Origin of the sequence: Cystobacter fuscus DSM 2262, from assembly GCF_000335475.2 — a bacterium.
In the GTDB taxonomy this organism is placed as follows: Bacteria; Myxococcota; Myxococcia; order Myxococcales; family Myxococcaceae; genus Cystobacter; species Cystobacter fuscus.
The window spans coordinates 243184-259927 of sequence record NZ_ANAH02000006.1; the positions used below are offsets into that span (position 1 = coordinate 243184).

General features: G+C 69.2%; 15 protein-coding genes. 10 read left to right on the plus strand and 5 right to left on the minus strand.

Going from position 1 to position 16744, the window contains the following annotated elements; genetic code table 11:
- Positions 1-48 precede the first annotated feature (48 nt).
- Positions 49-639 (plus strand): hypothetical protein, encoded by a 591-nt coding sequence (locus D187_RS57650; RefSeq protein ID WP_002626910.1) that lies wholly within the window; start codon positions 49-51, stop codon positions 637-639.
- A gap of 35 nt (positions 640-674) precedes the next feature.
- Here D187_RS57650 and D187_RS11315 read toward each other — a convergent pair whose 3' ends face one another.
- The 3 genes from D187_RS11315 to D187_RS11325 form a co-directional block, all read right to left on the minus strand.
- On the minus strand, positions 675-1010 hold the full coding sequence (locus D187_RS11315; protein WP_002626909.1) for a helix-turn-helix domain-containing protein: 336 nt from the start codon (positions 1008-1010) through the stop codon (positions 675-677).
- Positions 1011-1098: 88 nt separating this feature from the next.
- Entirely contained in the window at positions 1099-2283 is a 1185-nt protein-coding gene (locus D187_RS11320) for an iron-containing alcohol dehydrogenase (RefSeq protein WP_002626908.1), read from the minus strand.
- 29 nt (positions 2284-2312) lie between these two features.
- Positions 2313-3671 (minus strand): glutamine synthetase family protein, encoded by a 1359-nt coding sequence (locus D187_RS11325; protein WP_043429457.1) that lies wholly within the window; start codon positions 3669-3671, stop codon positions 2313-2315.
- A gap of 379 nt (positions 3672-4050) precedes the next feature.
- Between D187_RS11325 and D187_RS11330 the strand changes: the two genes are divergently transcribed.
- The 3 genes from D187_RS11330 to D187_RS11340 are packed head-to-tail and all read left to right on the plus strand — an operon-like array spanning position 4051 to position 6481.
- A complete protein-coding gene (locus D187_RS11330) occupies positions 4051-4788 on the plus strand; it encodes a glutamine amidotransferase (protein WP_002626905.1) in 738 nt (245 codons plus the stop codon).
- A gap of 26 nt (positions 4789-4814) precedes the next feature.
- Entirely contained in the window at positions 4815-5273 is a 459-nt protein-coding gene (locus D187_RS11335; RefSeq protein ID WP_002626904.1) for a hypothetical protein, read from the plus strand.
- Between the two features lie 32 nt (positions 5274-5305).
- Positions 5306-6481, plus strand: coding sequence for an AI-2E family transporter (locus D187_RS11340; protein ID WP_002626903.1), 1176 nt, complete (start codon positions 5306-5308; stop codon positions 6479-6481).
- A 15-nt stretch (positions 6482-6496) separates the two neighbouring features.
- On the opposite strand, the gene D187_RS11345 is transcribed toward D187_RS11340, so the two are convergent.
- Positions 6497-6817 carry a hypothetical protein gene (locus D187_RS11345; protein ID WP_002626902.1) on the minus strand — a complete coding sequence of 107 codons (321 nt, stop codon included), beginning with the start codon at positions 6815-6817 and terminating at the stop codon, positions 6497-6499.
- 35 nt (positions 6818-6852) lie between these two features.
- Complete coding sequence (gene rho / locus D187_RS11350) at positions 6853-8478, minus strand: transcription termination factor Rho (RefSeq protein WP_002626901.1); 1626 nt, start codon at positions 8476-8478, stop codon at positions 6853-6855.
- A gap of 299 nt (positions 8479-8777) precedes the next feature.
- Between rho and ligA the strand changes: the two genes are divergently transcribed.
- The 6 genes from ligA to D187_RS11380 all read left to right on the plus strand — a co-directional run bounded on the left by ligA (position 8778) and on the right by D187_RS11380 (position 16739).
- Positions 8778-10805 carry an NAD-dependent DNA ligase LigA gene (ligA, locus tag D187_RS11355; RefSeq protein WP_002626900.1) on the plus strand — a complete coding sequence of 676 codons (2028 nt, stop codon included), beginning with the start codon at positions 8778-8780 and terminating at the stop codon, positions 10803-10805.
- A 14-nt stretch (positions 10806-10819) separates the two neighbouring features.
- Positions 10820-11104 carry an acylphosphatase gene (locus tag D187_RS11360; RefSeq protein ID WP_002626899.1) on the plus strand — a complete coding sequence of 95 codons (285 nt, stop codon included), beginning with the start codon at positions 10820-10822 and terminating at the stop codon, positions 11102-11104.
- Positions 11101-11547 carry a DUF3052 family protein gene (locus D187_RS11365; protein WP_002626898.1) on the plus strand — a complete coding sequence of 149 codons (447 nt, stop codon included), beginning with the start codon at positions 11101-11103 and terminating at the stop codon, positions 11545-11547. Before D187_RS11360 ends, D187_RS11365 begins: the two co-directional genes overlap by 4 nt.
- Before the next feature lie 537 nt (positions 11548-12084).
- Positions 12085-14742, plus strand: a complete 2658-nt coding sequence (locus D187_RS11370; RefSeq protein WP_002626897.1) for an Rne/Rng family ribonuclease — start codon at positions 12085-12087, stop codon at positions 14740-14742.
- Between the two features lie 116 nt (positions 14743-14858).
- Positions 14859-16274 (plus strand): YihY/virulence factor BrkB family protein, encoded by a 1416-nt coding sequence (locus tag D187_RS11375; protein WP_002626896.1) that lies wholly within the window; start codon positions 14859-14861, stop codon positions 16272-16274.
- A gap of 123 nt (positions 16275-16397) precedes the next feature.
- Positions 16398-16739: an HU family DNA-binding protein gene (locus D187_RS11380; protein ID WP_002626895.1), complete on the plus strand. Its 342-nt coding sequence runs from the start codon at positions 16398-16400 to the stop codon at positions 16737-16739.
- Positions 16740-16744 lie beyond the last annotated feature (5 nt).

Consider the following 16744-nt stretch of genomic DNA (forward strand, 5'->3'; position numbering starts at 1 on the left):
TCCGCGACTAGGCTGCATCGTACGGAGGGACATCTCCAGGGAGGCGACATGACGCGGTGGATGTGGGCCGTGACACTGGTGGTGCTGGGTGGACTGGGTTGTCAGCAGGAGCACAAGGCCGCGCCGCCGACGCGCGCGGAAATCCGGACACTGAGCAACGCCACGGTGGAGTTCATCCCCAAGGACGGGCAGCACCCCTACTGCCTGCTCTACACGGTGTCGGAGAAGGGCATCATCCGGCAGCTCACCATGACGCGCGAGAACCGCTCCATCCGGTGCGAGCCGGGCAAGCGCATCTACAACTCCAGCTTCCGCATCCCCGTGGAGGAGGGGAAGATTCGCGCCTACATCTTCTTCTCGGACCAGCGCATCCAGGCCGGCTCCGTGGCGCAGCAGCTCTATGACTTGCGCGACAGGCCGCGAGTGACCGCCATGGACTTCCGGCTGCCCGGCTCCGTGTCGGTGGAGCAGTTGGAGTTCACGCCCCAGCCCGGAGGCCCGGCCGTGCCCGACGCGGTCGAGGGCTCGACGGATCTGCCCGAGAACCCCGAGGCCGCCCAGCCCGCGGACGAAGAGCCCGGCATGCAGCTGGAGCCCCAGGGCAACGCCCGTCCCACCCCGCCCGCTCCGGCCAACTGACGCCCTCCGAGCCCGAATGGCTCGAAGGGCGCCCTTCATTTCTCCTCGAACATGGCGTGGATGACCCGCCAGGCGAGCTGAACCTCCCGCCCGGACAGCCGGCCGAGGAAGTCGCAGATCTCCGCCACCCGGTCGGGCTTCTCCCGACCGAACCCCTGGAAGAGCGTCTTGAGGGAGAGGTCGAGTCCCTCGGACAGCTTGTTCAGGGTCGCGAGGGAAGGAGAGAACCCGCCACGCTCGATCCGCCGGATGGCATCCACGGACAGCTCACTGCGCTCCGCGAGTTCTTCCTGGGTGAGTTTGCGTGAATTCCTGAGGCGCTTCACATGATGGCCGAACCGCCCCGCCAGAATGGCTTTCTCATTGTCCATAAGCGCGGCCGGTAATCTTGTGGGCACCGACCGCGCTGTGAAGTGAGGATGTTCGGGGTTGGAAACCGCATCGCCTCCAGGTGTCAGCTCAGAACGACTCCCGAAGCATTGCCCTCAAATCATCCAGTGTGCATGGACGGGGATTGCCCCGGTGGGAAGCATCCTGGAAGGCCTTGTCGACGATGCGCTCCAGGTCCTTCTCCTGGACACCTACATCGCGCAGGCGCACGGGAATGCCGATGGTGGCGTTGAGCTTGCGCACACGCTCCACGGCGTTGGCGGCGAGCGCCTCCTCGCGGGCGTTGGAGGTATCCCCCATGGCCTGGGCCACGCGCGCCAGCCGCGCGGTGCTCGAGGGGCGGTTGAACTCCATCACCACGGGCAGCACGATGGCGTTGGCGAGCCCATGGTGCACCTTGGAGATGGGCGTGAGCGCGTGCGCCAGCGCGTGGCAGGCCCCCAGGCCCTTCTGGAAGGCCATGGCGCCCTGCATGGCGGCGACCATCATGTCGGAGCGCGCCACGAGGTTCTTGCCATCGGAGACGGCGGTGGGCAGCGAGCGCGCCACGCGGGCGATGCCGTCGATGGCCACCGCGTCCGCCAGCGGGTGGAAGCCGTTGGACAGGTAGGCCTCCAGGCAGTGGGTGAAGGCGTCCATGCCGGTGGCGGCCGTGGGCCCGGGCGGCAGGCCCAGCGTCAGCTCGGGGTCGCAGATGGCCGCCTTGGGCATGAGGAACGGGCTGAAGATGACCGTCTTGCGGCCCGTGTCCGACAGCGTCGCCACGCCCGAGCGGCTCACCTCCGAGCCGGTGCCCGCGGTGGTGGGGATGGCGATGAGCGGCGGCATGTCGTCGCGCACGTACTGGTCACCCCCCGTCGCGTCGTCATAGCGCGACAGCGGCGGCTCGTGCGTGGTGAGCACCTGCACGAGCTTGGCCGCGTCCAGCGGGCTGCCTCCGCCGATGGCGATGATGCCGTCGCACTGGTGGCGCCGGTACGCCTCCAGGCCCGCGACGGCATCGTGCTCGGTGGGGTCCGGGTTCACCTGCTCGAAGGAGGCGTACGCCACGTTCGCGCCCTTGAGCACGTCGTAGACGCGTTGCACGAGCCCCGCCTTCACCACGCCCGCGTCCGTCATCACCAACGGGCGCTTCATGTTCAGCCGCGCCACCTGCGCGGGCAGGCGCTGCAGCGCTCCCGCGCCGAAGACGATCTTCGTGGGCCACGACATCTCGGTGATGCGTGGCTCGCTCGGCATGTCGAACGGTATCATTCCGTGTCTCCTGACTACGCGATGAGCGCCTAGATGAGTTCCATGTAGCGCTCGAGCTCCCAGTTCGTGACGGCGCGCTCATACTGCCGCGCCTCCCACTCGCGCGTACGCACGAAGTGGTCCACGAATTCCTCGCCGAGCAGCTGCCGGGCACGCTCGGACTGCTTGAGCAGCGCCACCGCCTCCTTGAGCGAGCGCGGCAGCGGGGGCGCGTTGGACGCGTAGCCATTGCCCGCGCAGACCTCGGGCGGCTCCACCTCGTTCTCGATGCCCCACAGCCCCGCGGCCAGGCTCGCCGCCATGGCCACGTACGCGTTCATGTCCGCGCCCGGCTGGCGGTACTCCAGGCGCATCGACTTGGGGCTGTCGCCAATCACGCGCACCGCCGTGGTGCGGTTCTCCCGGCCCCACGTCGCCGTCACCGGCGCCCACGTGTTCTCCACGCTGCGCTTGTAGCTGTTGACCGTGGGCCAGTAGAGCGCCGTCAGCTCCGGCATCAGCGCGATCTGCCCGCCGATGTACTGGCGCATGAGCGTGCTCATGCCGTCGCGCGCGTCCGGATCGTGGAAGGCGTTCTCCTCGCTCTTGATGCCCCACAGCGACTGGTGGATGTGGCCCGAGCAGCCGGGCAGCTTCGGGTCCACCTTCGCCATGAAGCAGGCGGTGAGCCCATGGCGCGCGCAGATCTCCTTGACCGCCGTCTTGAAGAGCACCGCCTTGTCGGCGATCTTCTCCAGCGTGTCGTAGCGGATGGCCGCCTCGAAGACGCCCGGGCCCGTCTCGGTGTGGAAGCCCTCCAGCTCCACGCCGAAGTCCCGGCAGCCGTTGATGATGTCGTGCACGAGCGGCGCGTTGAGCGACGTGCGCAGCCACGAGTAGCCGAACATGCCGGGGGTGAGCGGCGTGAGGCGCGTGTAGCCCTTGTCCTTGAGCGACTGCGGCGTCTCCTTGAAGATGAAGAACTCGTACTCGGCGCCGAACTTGGGCACGAAGCCCATCTCCCGCGCGCGCGCCCCCACCTTCTGCAGGAGCTGGCGGGGGCTCGGCTCGAAGGGCGAGCCGTCCGCCGTCACGAAGTCCAGCAGGAAGGCCGCCGTGTCCGGCTCCCAGGGGATGATGCGCGCGGAGCTCGTGTCCACGCGGCACATCCCATCCGGGTAGCCCGTGTGCCAGCCCGTCACCTGGGTGTTGTCGAGCAGCTCGTCCGCGATGTCCCACCCGAACACCACGTCGCAGAACCCCATGCCGCTCTTGCACGCGGAGAAGAACTTCTCCACGGAGACGTACTTGCCGCGCCAGACGCCATCCAGGTCCACCGCGCCCAGCTTCACCTGCCGGACACCCTTCTCCTCGAACCATTTCTGCAACACGTCCGTGCCCGAGGGCATCCGTCCCACGGGCCTGCCCGTGTCGCGCTCCTTCTTCTCCGCGCGCGCCCGCCTGCTCGCGGGGGACGGCAACGTGATGACCTTCGCCTTGGAACGACTCGCCATTGGCCTCCTCCTTCTCCCACTGCCCATGAGTGCCCTCTGTCGCGTCTTCAACGGCTCGCGTCCGCGGAGGATAGCCTCTTCGCGGGGTCCACACCCCGCCGCGCGATGCACACCTTGAGCGCGGCCCGGCGAGGTGAAAGCGTATGCGCGTTGGACATCCAGTGGACTCCTCACCACCCTGGACGCGCGTCGCAAGTGAACGGGCGTCAACACAACCAGCAGCGGAAGCTAGGGGGGGCCCCCCCTCCCGGCAACCCAGCTCGAAACCGAGGCCATGAAGAACGTTCTCCTGTTGAAAGCCGGTGATGCGGCCCGGCCCGTCCAGCTCAGCGTGGGTGACTACGACCAGTGGTTCGTCGAGTCGCTCGGACCAGATGGATGCCGCTTCGACATCCTGCACGCGCACCAGGGCGCCGAGCTGCCCCCGAGCGCCGCCGGCTATGACGCGGTGATGATGACCGGCTCCCCCAAGTCCGTGACCCAACTGGAACCCTGGATGGAGCGCGCCGCGGACTTCATGCGGGGCGCCGCCGCCCGGGGCGTCCCCGTGCTCGGGGTATGCTTTGGGCACCAACTCCTCGCCCATGCCCACGGGGCGCGGGTGGTGCGCAACACCCAGGGGCGGGAGATTGGCACCGTGGAGGTGCGCCTGAGCCCCGAGGGGCGCAAGGATCCGCTCTTCCACGAATTGCCCGAGACCTTCGTCGTCCAGGCCACCCACGAGGACATCGTCGAGCACCCGCCCGAGGGGGCCACGGTGCTCGCGGGCAACGAGAACACGGCGGTCCAGGCGCTCGCCTTCGGTCCGCTCATCCGGGGGGTCCAATTCCACCCCGAGGTGCATCCGGCCGCCATGCGGGCCCTCATCCTCGCCCGGCAGGAGAAGCTGGAGGCCGAGGCCGCCGCCCGGGGGCAGCCACCGGCGGAGCGCGTGCCCCGGCTCCTGGCGGGCATCACCCCGGCGCCCGCCGGACACGCCATCCTGCGCAACTTCCTGGAGCGGTTCACCTGAGCATCCCACTGGAGTAGGGAGGACCCATGGCGTCGCGCTGGGACTATCTCTTCGAAACCAAGCCGGTTCCCATGATGGACCACCTCCTGGAGGAGGTGGCCAAGCTGCTGGCCAAGGATCTGCGGCAGTGGCCGCCACCGGTCCAGGAGATAGACCTGGACACGGGAGGGCAGTTCGCCCCCCTGTACACCGAGCCGACGCCCCGCCCCGCCGAGGCCGTCTACGAGGAGGCGCTCCGGCTGTCGCGCTGGGAGCTGGAGCGCGAGCTGGACGCCTACGACGACTACATGCGCAACAAGCGCTACCTGGAGCGGGGGTTGGCCCCGACGGACCGTCTGCCCCTCTTGCTGCTCAACCGCTGGGTGGTGGACCAGATGCTGGGGCTGGGCGAAGCTACCGAGGGCCGGGTGAACCGCCGGCTGATGCTGCGCTGCCTGGAGCGACTGGAAGCCCACAGAAGGCGCGTCATAATCCCCTCCGCTTGAGACCCAGTCAGCCCTCTGCCATAAGCCGCGCCATGCAGCATCACGAGCTCGATCTCCTCGCGCAGCGCCGCAAGCGCTTCTACATCCTCGCGGGTTTGTGGCTGGTCATCGCCACCATCCTGTTCTTCTTCCGCTCGGTGCTGCTGCCCTTCGCGGGCGCCGCGTTGATCGCCTACCTGGTGCACCCGCTCGTCACACGCCTCACGCGCGTGCAGGTGCGCGGGCACGCCATTCCGCGCTGGGTGGGCATCCTGCTCATCTACTCGGGCTTCTTCCTCGTGCTCTACCTCTTCTTCATCGCCATGGTGCCGCAGCTCTACCAGGAGCTGGCGCGCATCAGCCGCGATGGCGTCACCTTCCTCAACTCGCTCACGCCCGAGCGCATCCACGTGCTCGCCGACCGCGTCGAGGACTGGCTGCGCGCCAAGGGCATCCCCGTGGCGCTCGCCACGCCCGAGGAGATGCGCAACGGCGTGTCCGGCGGCGGCGTGACGGTGGACCTGGAGAAGATCCTCCAGGACGTGGCCGCGCAGCTCACGGGGCTGATGCGCCAGCACCTGGGGGACATCGTCACCGTGTCGCGCCACATCATCACCTCGGTGGTGGCCGGCGTGTTCATGACGTTCTTCATCCTGATGGTGGCCGCGTTCTTCTCCATCGACGCGCACGCCGTCGTGGGCTACTTCACCAGCCTGTTGCCGGCCGAGTACGGCACCGACTCGCAGCGCCTGCTCGAGCGGATTGATCGCTCGCTGTCCGGCGTCGTGCGCGGCCAGGTGACCATCTGCGTCGTCAACGGCACGCTCACCTTCCTGGGGCTGGTACTCTTCGGGGTGAAGTTCGCCTTCCTCCTGGCCACGGTGGCCACCGTGTTCAGCCTCATCCCCATCTTCGGCACCATCCTCAGCTCGGTGCCCATCGTGCTCATCGCGCTGGCGGACGGCTTCCAGAAGGGAGTGGCCATCCTGCTGTGGATCATCGGCATCCACGCGCTGGAGGCGTACTTCCTCAACCCGAAGATCATGGGCCAGGCCGCGCGCATCCACCCGGTCATCGTGGCCTTCAGCCTCATCGCCGGGGAGACGACGTTCGGCCTGGTCGGCGCGCTCTTCGCGGTGCCCGTGGCCTCCATCATCGTGGCCTGCTTCGACTACGCGCGCCTCAAGGCGCAGCCCCACGTGGCGGAGGCCTCGCTGGAGGTGAAGTAGGCGCGGGCGGGGGCCTCAGCCGCTGCAGGCGGCCTCGCAGCGCGACTCGCGGCAGAAGACGAAGCAGCGGCCACAGTCGAGGTGGTCGGCGGGACAGGTGCCGTCACACTTCACCCCGCTGCAGTTGGGCCCGTCCTGCACGTGCGTGGGGTTGGTGCCCAGCCCGCAGCAGGCGTTCCCCATGCAATCCGAGTCCTGGTAGCAGGTGCGGTTGGACAACGGGGCGGGAGTGCCCCCGAAGTCGTCCAGGTCGATCGGTTCGCATCCGGTGGCCAGCGAGAGCACCGCCCCCAGGACGACGAGGGCGGACGGAAAGGCGAAACGGGTGCTGCGCATGCGACGGCTCCCTTCGTGAGAACGAAGGGAGAGTATTAACGGTTCATCGAGCCGAGGAACTCGGCGTTCGCGGCCGTCGGGCGCATGTGTTTGAGCACGAACTCCATCGCGTCGATGGGCGTGAACGGGTGGAGCACCTGGCGCAGGGCGGTGATGCGCACGAGGTCCGCCTGGGTGAGCAGCAGCTCCTCCTTGCGCGTGCCGGACTTGTTGATGTCGAGCGTGGGGAAGATGCGCTTCTCCATCAGCTTGCGGTCCAGGACGATTTCGGAGTTACCCGTGCCCTTGAACTCCTCGAAGATGACCTCGTCCATGCGGCTGCCGGTGTCGATGAGCGCGGTGCCGATGATGGTGAGGCTGCCGCCCTCCTCGATGTTGCGTGCGGCGCCGAAGAAGCGCTTGGGCTTGTGCAGGGCGTTGGCGTCCACGCCGCCCGAGAGAATTTTACCCGAGGCCGGCACCACCGTGTTGTAGGCGCGCGCCAGACGGGTGATGGAGTCCAGGAGGATGCACACGTCGTACTTCTGCTCGACCAGGCGCTTGGCCTTGTCGATGACCATCTCCGCCACCTGCACGTGGCGCGTGGCGGGCTCGTCGAAGGTGGAGCTGACCACCTCGCCGCGCACGTTGCGCGCCATGTCCGTCACTTCCTCGGGGCGCTCGTCCACCAGCAGCACGATGAGGTAGACGTCCGGGTGGTTCTTGGAGATGGCGTGCGCGATGTTCTGCAAGAGCACCGTCTTGCCCGCCTTGGGCGGCGCCACGATGAGGCAGCGCTGGCCGAGCCCGATGGGGCAGAACAAGTCGATGATGCGCGTGGTCATCTCCGCCCCGTCGTGCTCCAGCTTCAGCTTGCGCGTGGGGTAGAGCGGCGTGAGGTTGTCGAAGAGGATGCGGTCGCGCGTCACCTCGGACAGCGGGTCGGCGAAGTTGACCTTGTCCACCTTCTGCAGGGCGAAGAAGCGCTCGCCCTCTCGCGGCTGGCGGATGGGGCCCGTCACCGTGTCGCCCGGCCGCAGGTTGAAGCGGCGCACCTGCGAAGGGGACACGTAGATGTCGTCGGGGCTCGCCTGGTAGTCGCTGTCCGCGCTGCGCAGGAAGCCGAAGCCGTCGCTGAGCAGCTCCAGCACGCCTTCGGCGTGCACCTCGAACTTCTTGTCCGCGATGCCCGAGAGCAGCGCGAAGATGAGATCCTGCTTCTTCAGGCCCTGGTAGCCCTCGATGCCGAAGTCATGGGCCATCTTCGCCAGGTCCGTGATCTTCATGCGCTTGAGATCATTGAGACTGAGGACCTGCATGACCGGAGCGTCCGAGGGGCCAGCTTCCGCGCCCGGAGACACCTCGACGAACTCGGGAGCCGGGGCCTGCTGGGAGGCCTCCTCCTCGTGATCGGCCGCCGCGCGCACCTCCTGGTACTCCTCGTCCCGGACGGGGTGGGAGGGGATGGGCGTGAGGACCGGGCGGGGCGTGGCGACCACCGGGGCCTCCTCGGCCGCGGGCTCCTCGTCCCGGCGGGCCGACGTCCGGCGGCGCGTGGGCTTCTCGGACTCGTCGCGCTCCACCGTCTTGGCCCGGGTCGAGCGGCGCTTGGGCTTTTCCTCCTCGATGTCGACGACCTGGGGGGCGAGGAGCTTCTCTTTGGGTGAACGGGCTTTGGCCATGGTGCGGGGGGCTGGACTTGCGGCGCGGGGGGGAGTCGCGCACGGGAATGTCGTGGAAGATGTCCGGGGGGGACGCGAGACGCCCTCAGGGCGACACCGGGATCCCTTCTTGCCGGGACCACGCGGGTGGGAGAACCTTGTGCTGGGAAGAGGTGGCGCCTGAAGGTGGGACAACAACCCTCATGCGCTCGACACGAGGTTATTGACCACCTCCAGAGCTGTCAAGGCATCCTCGCAACCCGAGCCACCAGGCAACAGAGCCCCCGAATATTCCAGTCCAGCCGCCGAGCCCCTCCGCCGTGACCGCCTCGAAAACCGCTGACGCCGCCCGCATCGGGCAGCTCCGAAAAGATCTCGCCTACCACAACCACCGCTACTACGTGCTCGACTCGCCGGAGGTGAGCGACGCGGAATACGACCGGCTCATGCGCGAGCTGCAGGAGCTGGAGTCTCGCCATCCGGACCTCGTCACGCCCGACTCACCCACCCGCCGGGTGGGCGGCGCTCCGGCGGAGAAGTTCGAGAAGGTGCGCCACCGCGTGGCCATGTTGTCGCTGGCCAACGTCTTCGACGACGAGGGGCTGAGCGACTTCGACGAGCGCATCCGCCGCCAGACGGGACTCGCCCAGGTCGCCTATGTCTGCGAGCCCAAGCTGGATGGGCTCGCCATCACCCTGACCTACGAGCAGGGCCGCTTCGTGCGCGGCGCCACGCGGGGAGACGGGACCGAGGGAGAGGACGTGAGCGCGAACCTGCGCACCCTGCGCGGCCTGCCCACGGAGCTCCTGCCCCAGGACGGGGTGAAGGCGCCCGGGATGATCGAGGTGCGCGGCGAGGTCTTCATCTCCAAGAAGGACTTCAAGCGGCTCAACGACAAGCGCGAGGAGGAGGGCGAGCCGCTCTTCGCCAACCCGCGCAACGCCGCCGCCGGCAGCCTGCGCCAGTTGGATCCCCGCATCACCGCGTCGCGGCCGCTGTCGCTCTTCCTGTACGAGTGCGTGCCGGGCGAGGGCGTGCCCGCCTTCCGCTCGCACACCGAGAAGCTCGGCTACCTGCGCTCGCTGGGGCTGCCGGTGAACCGGGCGGTGAGCGTGCCGAGCGTGGAGGGAGTGCGCGAGCAGTACCGCGCGAGCCTGGAGGGCCGCCATGCGCTGCCCTTCGAGGTGGACGGCATGGTGGTGAAGGTGGACGACGAGGACCTGCGCCAGCGCCTGGGCCAGGTGTCCAAGAGTCCGCGCTGGGCCGTGGCCTACAAGTTCCCGCCCGAGGAGGAGTCGACGCTCGTCGAGGACATCCAGGTGTACGTGGGGCGCACGGGCGCGCTCACGCCGGTGGCGCACTTGAAGCCGGTGAAGGTGGGCGGCGTCACGGTGAGCCGCGCCACCCTGCACAACGAGGACGAGCTGCGGCGCAAGGACGTGCGCAAGGGCGACACCGTCTTCATCCGCCGCGCGGGCGACGTCATCCCGGAGATCGTCAAGGTGGTGGAGGGCAAGCGGCCCGAGGGCACCGAGCCCTTCGTCTTCCCCACCGAGTGCCCGGTGTGCCACGCGGCGGCCGTCAAGGACGAGGAAGGCGCCATCATCCGCTGCACGGGCGCCACCTGCCCCGCGCAGCTCGTGGAGAAGGTCCGCCACTTCGCCTCGCGCACCGCCATGGACGTGGACGGCCTGGGCGAGAAGCTCGCCGCGCAGCTCGTGGAGACGGGGCTGGTGAAGAGCTTCGCGGACCTCTACCACCTCACGCGAGAGAAGCTCCTCACGCTCGAGCGCATGGGGGACAAGAGCGCGGACAACCTGCTCGCCAGCATCGAGCGCTCCAAGCAGACCACCCAGCCTCGCTTCCTCTACGCGCTGGGCATCCGGCACGTGGGCGAGTCCACCGCGCGCGTGCTCGCCGAGGCCTACCCCGACGTGCGCGGCCTCTACACGGCGAGCCTCGAGGACATCACCCGCGTCAAGGACGTGGGTCCCACCATGGCCGAGGTCATCCATACCTTCTTCCATGAGCCGCTCAACCGCGAGGCCATCAACGCCCTGCTCGCCGCGGGCGTCACCCCTGCCCCGCCCGTCGTCGTCAAGACGGGCGTGTTCGCTGGAAAGACGGTGGTTCTCACTGGGGGTATGAGTGGAATGAGCCGGGAGCAAGCCAAGGAGGAAATCGAGCGCCGGGGTGGCAAGGTGTCGGGAAGTGTCTCTCGCAAGACGGACCTGGTGGTGGCGGGCGAGGATGCGGGCAGCAAGCTGAAGAAGGCCCAGGAGCTCGGGGTAAGAATCGTGGACGAGCAGGCCTTCCTCCAATTGCTCCAGACGGACGCACGAGGCTAGGAGGCGTGGGCAGCATGGACAGTCGTCGAGTGAGCCTGCGGATCCGGGGCCGGGTGCAGGGTGTTTCCTACCGGGAGAGCGCCCGCGCCGAGGCCCTGCGGCTGGGCCTCAAGGGCTGGGTGCGCAACCTGCCCGACGGGACGGTGGAGGCGGTGGCCGAGGGCCCGCCCCACGCCCTGGATGCCTTCGTCAGCTGGAGCCACCGCGGCCCTCCCCAGGCGCGCGTGACGGAAGTGGAGCGCGCCGATGCCGAGGCGCTCGGGGAGTTCATCACCTTCATCGTGGAGCGCAGCTCATGAATCCCTACGCGCCAGCCTCCCTGACCTCCATGCTGGGCATCAAGTCCGGCAGCAAGGTCTCGGTCATCAACCCCCCGCGCGGCTTCGTCCAGAAGCTCAACCCCCTGCCCGACGGCGTGGAGTTCCTCATCACCGCCCAGACGGGCCTGGACATCATCCTCTTCTTCACCCAGGACACGCACGAGCTCGTCCAGCGCCTGCCCGCGCTCTCGCGCGCCATGACGCTCCAGGGCGGCATCTGGGTGTGCTGGCCCAGCGGCGAGGGCATCAAGACGGCCCTGAGCGAGGACTTCATCCGCCAGGCGGCGCTGGACATCGGCATGGTGGACAACAAGCTGTGCCTCATCGACACGACCTGGACGGGCCTGCGCCTGGTACGCCGCCCCCGGGGCCGCCTGGACAAGCCCGACTACCGCAAGCGGGCCCCCACCGCCCAGGCCTGAGCCCCCCTCCAGGCTGCCAGACGGCGGACATTTTCCATGTCGCGCCTTTACAGGTCGTATCAGGCGTGAAAACCTTTCGTTGTTTTCAGGCCTCGGACCTCCCCACCAGGGGTGGGGAGTTCAGTCGCCAGTGGATTTTGAGACGGGTGCGTTCCCGGCGGAACCGGGCGCGCTGGTCTTCCGCGCTTCTGCCACCCCCAAGGCGCCCACGCATGGGCTCCGACCGGGTGAGTAAGGACGAAGCCGGGCGGCCCGGGCGCCAGGGCTGTCTCGAACGCTCGATTAGCAGCCAGTCCCCGCCCGGCACGGTGCCGGACAATCGCGGGGCGACCTTGAACTCGGAGGAGCAGGCCGTGGTCCCCTCACCCCCCCCTCGCGCGCGGCACCCGGGCCCCCGGACACACGGGTCGGCCCTCGTCCGCACGCGCGGAGGTGCGGGGACCGCCTCTCCCCTCGCAGCGCGCTCGGAAGCTGGAGACGCCGTCGCCTCCCGTCCGCCGGAGCTCACGCCTCCCCGCGCGCGCCCAGGATTCGTCCATGAGCAGCATCCTCGTCATCAACGCCGCGGGCCGGGAGACCCGGGTCGCCCTCGTCGAGAACGGGCACATCGCGGAGTTCTACCTCGAGCGTAAGAAGGACAAGGGAGTCGTCGGCAACATCTACAAGGGCCGCGTGGTCCGGGTACTCCCCGGCATGCAGGCGGCTTTCGTCGACATCGGCCTGGAGAAGGCCGCCTTCCTCTACGTCAGCGACGTCGTCTACGACCCGGACTTCGCCCGGGCCCAGTTCGAGCTGACCGAGGGCGAGCACGAAGACGCCCTCGACGTGCCCGAGGAGTCCGAGGCCATGGCCGCCGAGGCGGCCCACCACGAGCCCCCCGAGCCGGAAGCCGAGGTGCAAGAGCCCGCGGCCGCGGACGTCGCGCCCGCGCTCGACGCGGCGGCGGCGCCCACCGAGGCGACCCCCGCTCCCCAGGCACAGCTCGCCAGCCCCGAGCCCGCCGCCGTCGAGGCCGCTCCCGCCCCCACCGCGGAGGCCACTCCCGCCCCGGTGACGGAGACTGACTCGGTGGTGTCCGCGCCCATCGAGGCACAGGCCGTGCCCGAGCCCCTCGTGGCGCCCGAGGCGCTCACGCCCGTGACCGAGGCCTCCCCGGCCGTGGCCGAGGCGGCTCCGCCCGTGGCCGAGACGGCTCCGGACGCGGCCGTGGCCCCGTCCGCTCCCGAGAGCACCCCCACCGAGTCCGCCGTCACCGCGACGAGCGCCTCCCCGAGCGCCGGGGAAGGCACCCCCGCCGCCGCCCCGCGTCCGGAGACGGCCGCTGGCGAGCGCCGCGCGCCCCGGGAGAACCGCGAGGCCGCCCGCGAGGCGCGTGAGGGCCGCCGCGACCAGAAGGACCGCGAGCGCGACAAGGAGCGGGAGAAGGACAAGCCCCGCAAGGCGCGCGACGAGCAGCCGCAGCGCAAGCGCGAGGAGGAGAAGAACAAGCCGCGCAAGACGGCGAAGATCGAGGAGCTGCTGAAGGTGGGCCAGGAGGTCGTGGTGCAGATCTCCAAGGATCCCATCGGGACCAAGGGCGCGCGCCTCACCTCGCACATCTCCATTCCGGGCCGCCACCTGGTGTTCATGCCCACGGTGGACCACGTGGGCATCAGCCGCCGCATCTCCAACGAGAAGGAGCGCAAGCGCCTGCGGGAGATGGTGGACCGCTTCCGTCCGCCCGGCACGGGCTTCATCGTGCGCACGGTGGCCGAGAACGTGCCCCAGGAGAAGCTCGAGAGCGACATCCGCTTCCTCATCGAGGTGTGGAACCAGGTGGTGCGCCGCAACGAGAAGCGCGGCGGCTCGGGCCTGTTGCACCCCGACCTGGACCTCATCCTGCGCGCCACGCGCGACCTGTTCGCCCACGACGTGGAGAAGCTCGTCGTGGACGACCGCGAGGAGTACGAGCGCATCCTCGGCTTCGTGAACGCGCAGGACCCGGCGCTCAAGGACCGGGTGGTGCTGCACGAGTCGGACGAGCCCATCTTCGACGCCTACGGGATTGAACACGAGCTGCAGCGCGCCACCCAGCGCAAGGTGTGGCTCAAGAGCGGCGGCTACCTCATCATCGATCAGGCCGAGGCGCTCACCGCCATCGACGTCAACTCGGGCCGCTACGTCGGCAAGAAGAGCCTCGAGGAGACGATCACCAAGATCAACGTCGAGGCGGCCAAGGAGATCGTCTACCAGCTGCGGCTGCGCAACATCGGCGGCATCATCATCTGCGACTTCATCGACATGGAGAAGCCGCAGAACCGCGACAAGGTCTTCAAGTCCCTGCAGGAGGCGCTGGGCCGGGACAAGGCCAAGACGAACGTGCTGCGCATCTCCGAGCTGGGCCTGGTGGAGATGACGCGCAAGCGCGTGCGCGAGTCCATCGGCCGCGTCCTCCACGAGGACTGCCCGTACTGCGACGGCAAGGGCTTCGTGAAGACGGCCACCACGGTGGCCTACGAAATCTTCGGGGAGATCCGCCGCGAGGCGCCCGGCTACAAGGACCCCACGCTGGTCATCAACTGCAACGCCGAGGTGGCGCGGCTGCTCCAGGGCGAGGAGCGGCAGGAACTGCGCCACCTGATGGACCGCTACAACAAGTCCATCCAGGTGAAGGCGCAGCAGAACTACCACCGCGAGCAGTACGACGTGTACGGCCGCAGCGCCCAGGGTGGAGACCACAAGGTGGCCTCCTCACCGGGCTCGGGAGACGGCGAACTGTCGATGCAGCGCCGCCCGGAGAGCGGCGGCGGCGAGCGCGGTTTCCGCTCGGAGGGCAGCCCGGGCCGGGGTGAGCGGGGCGAGCGGGGTGAGCGCGACCGGGATCGCGACCGCAGCGGTGGCGGCCGGGGTGAGCGCGACCGGGGAGACCGCAGCGGCGGCGGCGGCGGCCGGGGCGACCGGGACCGTGAACGCAACAGCGGCGGCCGGGGTGAGCGCGACCGGGGAGACCGCGGCGGCAGCGGAGGCCGGGATCGGGACCGCAATCGCGGAGAGCAGCGCCGGTCCGAGCCTCGTGAAGGACGTGAAGGCCGCGAGGGACGTGAAGGCCGCGAGGCCCGGGCCCAGACGGCCCCGGCGGGAGAGCAGCAGCCTGGCTCGGGCGGCACTCCGCCCGCGTCCTCGGGCAGCGGCGAGTCCAGCGGCGGCAATCAGTGAAGGAGGGCGTCCAGAGCCCGGTCTCCTTGAAAGGTGGCCGCCTGGACGCTTCCCTGGGGGACGAGCGGACCCCCCTGGCCGTCTGCGCTCGTGATTGATTAGCCTGGGAGGCTCGGATGAGGACCCTCCCCTCGCTCTTCCTCCAGCGACTGCGCACCCGCGCGCTCCAGTGGGCCCGGCGCACCTGGGCGCCCCTGGAGCGAACCCGGGCGGGCCGCTTCGCCGCGGACACCGCGCTCGCGGTGCGCAGTCTGGCCCGCGGTTTCCAGGGGGAAAACATCCGCCTGCGGGCCGCGGCGCTCACCTACATCAGTGTCTTCTCGCTGGTTCCGCTGTTGACGGTGGTGCTCGCCTTGCTGGGGGCCTACCACCAACAAGCCTTCCAGCACCGCCTCCGGGAGTTCATCTCCGCCGTGCTGGCGCCCGGGGTGCGTGAGGAGTCGGCCACCTTCCTCGAGGGGTTTCTCGAGCCGGGCAATACGACGGCCATTGGAAGCGCGGGCTTTCTCGGCCTGCTCTTCTCGTCGGGCTCGCTGCTGCACAACATCGACGTGTCGCTGAACGAAATCTGGGGGGTGAAGAACCACCGCCCCTGGTACGTGCGCGGCCTCATCTACGCGGGCCTGCTGCTGCTGGGGCCGTTGATGCTGGCGCTCTCGTTCGCGGGAACGCGCGGCGTGCGCTCGCTGCTGGAGGGCACCCACACCCCGCTCTTCCTGGATCTCTTCGAGCTGCTGTTCGGCGCCCTGTCCCCCCTCACCGCGATCGCGGGGCTCACCCTGCTCTACGTCGTGACGCCCAACACCCATGTGCGGTGGCGCTCGGCGCTCGCGGGGGGGCTCGTCGCGGGAGTGGCCTGGAGCGTGGCGCGGCACCTGTACACGGGCATCGCCGCGTACAGCTTCCGCCACAACCCGCTCTACGCCTCCCTGGGCGCGCTGCCCATGTTCCTGGCGTGGCTGTACGTGGACTGGCTCATCCTCCTCGGAGGCGCCCGGCTGTCCTACGCGGTGGAGCACGCCACCTTCCGTGACTCGTTGTGGGCCTTCGGCGCGCACCCCCGAGCGAGGGAGCTGGTGGCCGCCCAGCTCGCCCAGGAGACCACCCTCGTCTGGTTCGACGGCACCCCGCCGCCCCTCCCCCGGGAGCTGGCCCTGCGCCTGCGCGTCGCCGAGTCGCTCGTCGACGAGGTGGCCGAGGACCTGGAGCGTGCGGGCCTGCTCGCGCGCCATCGCCGGGGAGGGCTGCTTCCCGCCCGCCACCCCAGCGAGTTGACCCTGGCCGACCTGACCCTCGCGGTCCACGGCGTCTACAGTCCCGTCGCCCCTGGCGACTGGAGCCATCCCCCCGCTCCCGGCTTCGAGCCTCTGTCGGCCTTCTTCCACGAGGCGGATTCCCTGGGGCTCGAGGTCCTGCGCCGCACCCGGTGGCTGGACCTGGCCATCCTGGTGCGCCCGGGGCTGGCGCAGCTGCACCTGACGCCCGCCTCCCCGCCCGCCGCCGCCCAGGAGGCGGGCAGCGGAAATCCGTAACGTTTCTAGGCAGTTGGCGGGCCTCGTGGCTTGCGCGCGGGAGGCGTTCTGTTATCGTCTCGGGTTCGACCACGGGCCAAGCGCCCTGTTTCCGAGGGGTTACGCGGTTTGCGGGAGCATGCGATGCTCAAGTCCGATCTGATCAACGTCCTCGTCAACAAGAAGCAGATGACGCAGAAGCAAGCCGAGGCCACGGTCGAGACGATTTTCGAGTCCATGAAGGACGCCCTCTGCCGCGGCGAGAACATCGAGATCCGCGGCCTGGGCGCCTTCCACGTGAAGAACTACCAGGGCTATCAAGGCCGCAACCCCAAGACGGGACAGATCATCCCCGTGAAGCCCAAGCGCGGCCTGTTGTTCCGCACGGGCAAGGAGCTGCGCGACCGGGTCAACCGGCCTCCGCCCCAGACGCCCCAGTCCGACGTCTCCTTCGATCCCAAGCGAGGCAGTGGCGGCAGCTACTAGCCCAC